Origin of the sequence: Pseudorhodoplanes sp., assembly GCF_050250235.1 — a bacterium.
Classification (GTDB): Bacteria; Pseudomonadota; Alphaproteobacteria; order Rhizobiales; family Xanthobacteraceae; genus Pseudorhodoplanes.
The window spans coordinates 1-3,736 of the sequence record NZ_JBFWPA010000291.1; the positions used below are offsets into that span (position 1 = coordinate 1).

4 protein-coding genes are annotated in these 3,736 nt (G+C 55.4%); all 4 read right to left on the bottom strand.

What is annotated here, in order from left to right; genetic code table 11:
• Positions 1 to 507: 507 nt before the first annotated feature.
• Complete coding sequence (locus AB7F49_RS38880; protein ID WP_428533218.1) at positions 508 to 1,365, bottom strand: universal stress protein; 858 nt, start codon at positions 1,363 to 1,365, stop codon at positions 508 to 510.
• Positions 1,366 to 1,938: 573 nt separating this feature from the next.
• Positions 1,939 to 2,721: a phage terminase large subunit gene (terL, locus tag AB7F49_RS38885; RefSeq protein ID WP_428533221.1), complete on the bottom strand. Its 783-nt coding sequence runs from the start codon at positions 2,719 to 2,721 to the stop codon at positions 1,939 to 1,941.
• Positions 2,722 to 3,426, bottom strand: a complete 705-nt coding sequence (locus AB7F49_RS38890) for a hypothetical protein (protein ID WP_428533224.1) — start codon at positions 3,424 to 3,426, stop codon at positions 2,722 to 2,724. It abuts the gene before it with no gap.
• A partial coding sequence (locus AB7F49_RS38895; RefSeq protein WP_428533227.1) for a DUF5681 domain-containing protein occupies positions 3,423 to 3,736 on the bottom strand: 314 nt, incomplete at its 5' end. The genes AB7F49_RS38890 and AB7F49_RS38895, both read right to left, overlap by 4 nt.

Below are 3,736 nucleotides of genomic sequence, written 5' to 3' on the forward strand. Positions count from 1 at the left end.
AGTCACGCGACGGAAAGCCGACTCTGCGCGAACGTCGAGATAAGCCCCCTTTCGCCGCAAAACGTCATTGCCGGATGCTGGTTTCGTGTTGACGAGAAACCGCCGAGTGCGCACCAGTAGGAAGCTGCTCGCTAATGGGCTGGACGCGACGCCGCCGGCTTACGGACTTGCCTCCATCGTTCCGGTGGACAGGGTGGCGGGTATCGTCCACCTCGTACGGGAGCGTCCGCGGAACGGGCCGGTCCGAATTTCGAGGCAACCGGGTCGACGGTCGATCTGAGGCGAAGCGACTCGCAAACTCACGAGACGAAGCGAGGTCATCCTACAGATAGCGTGAAAGTAGAGATCATCGGATACCACTTTCACGCTTGCGCGCTCGTATAAGTCCGATCGCTGCAACCGCTGCAAGTAGAAGGATTAGAGCCAACAAAACCAAAGTGTCGGCAGTCAAAAGCGCGGTCATGCCAGTCAGCCTTGTTAGAACTCTTGCGTGCAATATGGGCGCAATTACCTTGGCGGAGGCACGGTGAGAATGTCGACACTCAAAGATCTTAGAGCTTCTTCAGTCACACTACCAATTAGAAGCTTCAAAAAGCCGGTGCGGCCTTGGGTGCCCATGACCAGCAGATCGGGCGTGATCGCCGAAACCGAACGCGAAATGACTTCAGAGGGATCGCCTTCTTCGACGCGCAGAGACCATTGTCTTGTGTTAAAATTATTAGTCACAAGAAATGCGGCCAATTCATCGATAGCTCGCTGACGCTCGCTCGCGACGTATCGGTTGATATCCGATTTATCCGCATTAGCAATGAACATTTTTCCCCGTGCCAGTGCTACAAATGCGTGAACTAAAGTGGCGCCAGCATCTCCGATTAGACCTGAGGCCACCGCGACGCGAAGAGCGTTTGCCGAAATGTCTGTCATATCAACGGGCGCCATAACTCGCTCGTATTGCCGTTGAGCTTCGTTATTGACCATGAGAACAGGGAAGGCTGCTTTGCGTATGACGCGCTCAATTGTGGTGCCAACAAATATATCGAGCAGTTGCCGTTTTCGGTGACTTCCCATCACAACAAGATCCGCGTCGATTTCGATTGCAGTCTTTAAAATGCCATCGAAGGGGTTTCCTGTTTTGACTAGAGCCTGAGCGCGCACGTTTTGCAATTCGGGCATCGAGCGCAACTGCTCATCGATAATGCGTTCTGCTTCCCGCTTTTCTAAGGCGATGAGTTCATCAGGCTGATCGTCATCGACGACGTGCAAAACATGCAACTGCGCGCCTATCGGCTGTGCCAACAGGCCTGCCTGCCGCAGCGCGCGGTTAGAGCGGGTTGAAAAATCTGTCGACGCGACAATCCTCTTCATCTTGATCCTCGCTTCTTGCGTTGCGGCCGACAATTACTTGCCGCTATGTAGACCGAATATGAGTAGAAAGAGCGGCAAAAATGTCGCATTCGTCTTTCGGCTGCGGTTGCTTAGCCTTCTCCAACGTTATGCTTATTGTGGCACTCGGCCAACAACCAAAGTTAACGCACAGGCTCGTCGTGGCCGTTCATCCGCCCGTGTGATGCGGTCGCGGATGTGCTCCCGACTTGGATGGGACGGCTTCCGAACGACGACAGGAGCAACGCGATCAGGTTTGGTCTTTGCGGCTGGCACGCCACGCGGTCGCGTGTGCTGTTTAACCTGACGGCGTATCTTAGCAGGGTCGATCTTGAGCCCGGCGTACGACCGGATCGATATGATCGTCGAGAAGAAGCTTCCGAGAGAGTTTATATCTCTTCAGCACAGAGCCAAAATTCTCCCGCAGTCGCGCAGTTCTAAAGTTGCCGCCGGCTCCGGCTGGCCTTCGATGACGACCGGAACACCGTTTCATGGCTCTCCGACGCAGGGGTGGGGTGCCCGCGGCAGCACAGTGATCTTCCAGAACGAACAGGATCAGCGTCTGGCCAGTGTCCAAAATTGCGCTTGCCACCAAAGGTCGTTCGTAAACCTTTCCAGCCCGGCAATCGATTCCTCTGTCCAGCCGGTCCATCTCGGATCCTCCGTGATCCAGGCCAGCGCAAATACGGTGGAATCGACTTGATCGTCATATTTGCTATTTGGAAACGAGAGCAGCTCGTGAAGATAGACGGCGAGCCAAGGTGCTTCTTTTGGAAACAATACGAAACCGCCCTCAATCTTTGCCGTTTGCGAACGCAACCGCATGATTTTATCGCCGCCTAGGGAGGGCGCCGGCCGCACGATGCTAAATTGTTCGGCGCGCAATTCCTGAATTAGTGGCGTTCCAGAGGCCTTGTCCTCAACCAACACGAACCGCGCCTTATGCTGGCGTGCCAGCCGCTTGACCGCTCTCTTGAGGTCAGGAAATTCCAATTTTTCGCGGAAGACGTCGAGCAGATACACTCTGCTGCTAGTCAGGCCCCAGGTCGTGCAGACGCTGTAGTTTGCAAGCTCAGTGTCCTTGTTGGCGGTGTCCCAAGCCTGTATGACCATGTCGAAGCGTGCCGGCGTCTCCTCCGGCGTATAAAATTTCAGCCAGGGACGTTGAACGATGAAGCCGGATTCCGGCTCAGGATTTTGCTGAAACTGAGCGGCAAAGTTATACGCTGAAGCTGCTCTCAAGCCCTCCAAGGTTTCGCGTGACACAAGATTTGGTTGCAGGACGTCACCTTTCTTGCGGCGAACGTCTAGTGAGCCGTACGGGGTCCGAACCAACATCTAATCGTCCTCCTCTGCTATCGCTGGGAATGACAAAACGCGCCAGCGGTCCTCGCGCTCTTGCACGTGGGCCACAAGGTCGTCGGCATGTAGTCTTTGTTGCACGATAACGATCGAACCCGCTTCCTGGTTGTTCAACCGGCTGCGGAGAGTGTTGTCATACCAATCGTTTACGGCAGTGCGTCGGACGTCGGACAGGGCGTCGTCTGCCTTGAGCGCGTCATCGATGATAATGATATCTGCGCCGCGGCCGGTAAGGGTGCCTCCGACTGAAGTCGAAAGCCGAACGCCGCCTTGGGTTGTCTCGAAGTCAAAAACAGCTTCCCGGCCGCGTGCCAGCCTCGTGTCGAAAAGTGATTGGTAAAAGGGGCTTGTCATCAGACGCCGCGAATTCCGTGCCAAGGCATCGGAAAGCTCCTGACCGTAAGTCACAGACAAGAGCTGGGCCCATGGCCGATGGCCTAGCACCCAAGCCGGAAAAGCCACTGAAGCCGCAAACGATTTTAGATGGCGCGGAGGGACGTTTAGGATCAGCCGCGGGCATAGACCGAGATAGACCTCTAGCAGGGAATTGGCGATGAATTCGTGATGCCAATTATAATGGAACTCAGCGTGCGGGTTCAGTTCCAAAATAGAGCGATGCGTGAACGCATTAAAATCTTTCCGATAGATTTCGGCGACCATGTCTCCAACTGAGCGTTTCATCGGTCGAACGGATCCCGGCTGTACTTCCAAAGGCGGTCGTGGACTGCCCGGATGACCTCAATATCCGCAGGGGATACAGGGTACTGGCTGGGCCGCGCGGCGGCCGCGCGTGCTTCGATTTCGTCGACCCAATCAAGAAATTTGAGCATGGCCTTGGGGTCGCCTGCCGCGGCTTTGGTTGCCAGCTGCATGGTGGTAGCCTGCACCTTCGAAATCTTGCGCTTCTTGCCATCAATGGTCGCCGTCACCTGACCGTGTGCCGCTTCCATGATGAGGGTGCTGAGGTTCTTGCAGATCGGAAGAGCGTCGT

What these genes read in the sequence shown, in the direction of transcription:
- AB7F49_RS38880 (WP_428533218.1), bottom strand. Translation starts at nt 1,365, where the DNA reads ATGAAGAGGATTGTCGCGTCGACAGATTTTTCAACCCGCTCTAACCGC.
- terL (WP_428533221.1), bottom strand. Translation starts at nt 2,721, where the DNA reads ATGTTGGTTCGGACCCCGTACGGCTCACTAGACGTTCGCCGCAAGAAA.
- AB7F49_RS38890 (WP_428533224.1), bottom strand. Translation starts at nt 3,426, where the DNA reads ATGAAACGCTCAGTTGGAGACATGGTCGCCGAAATCTATCGGAAAGAT.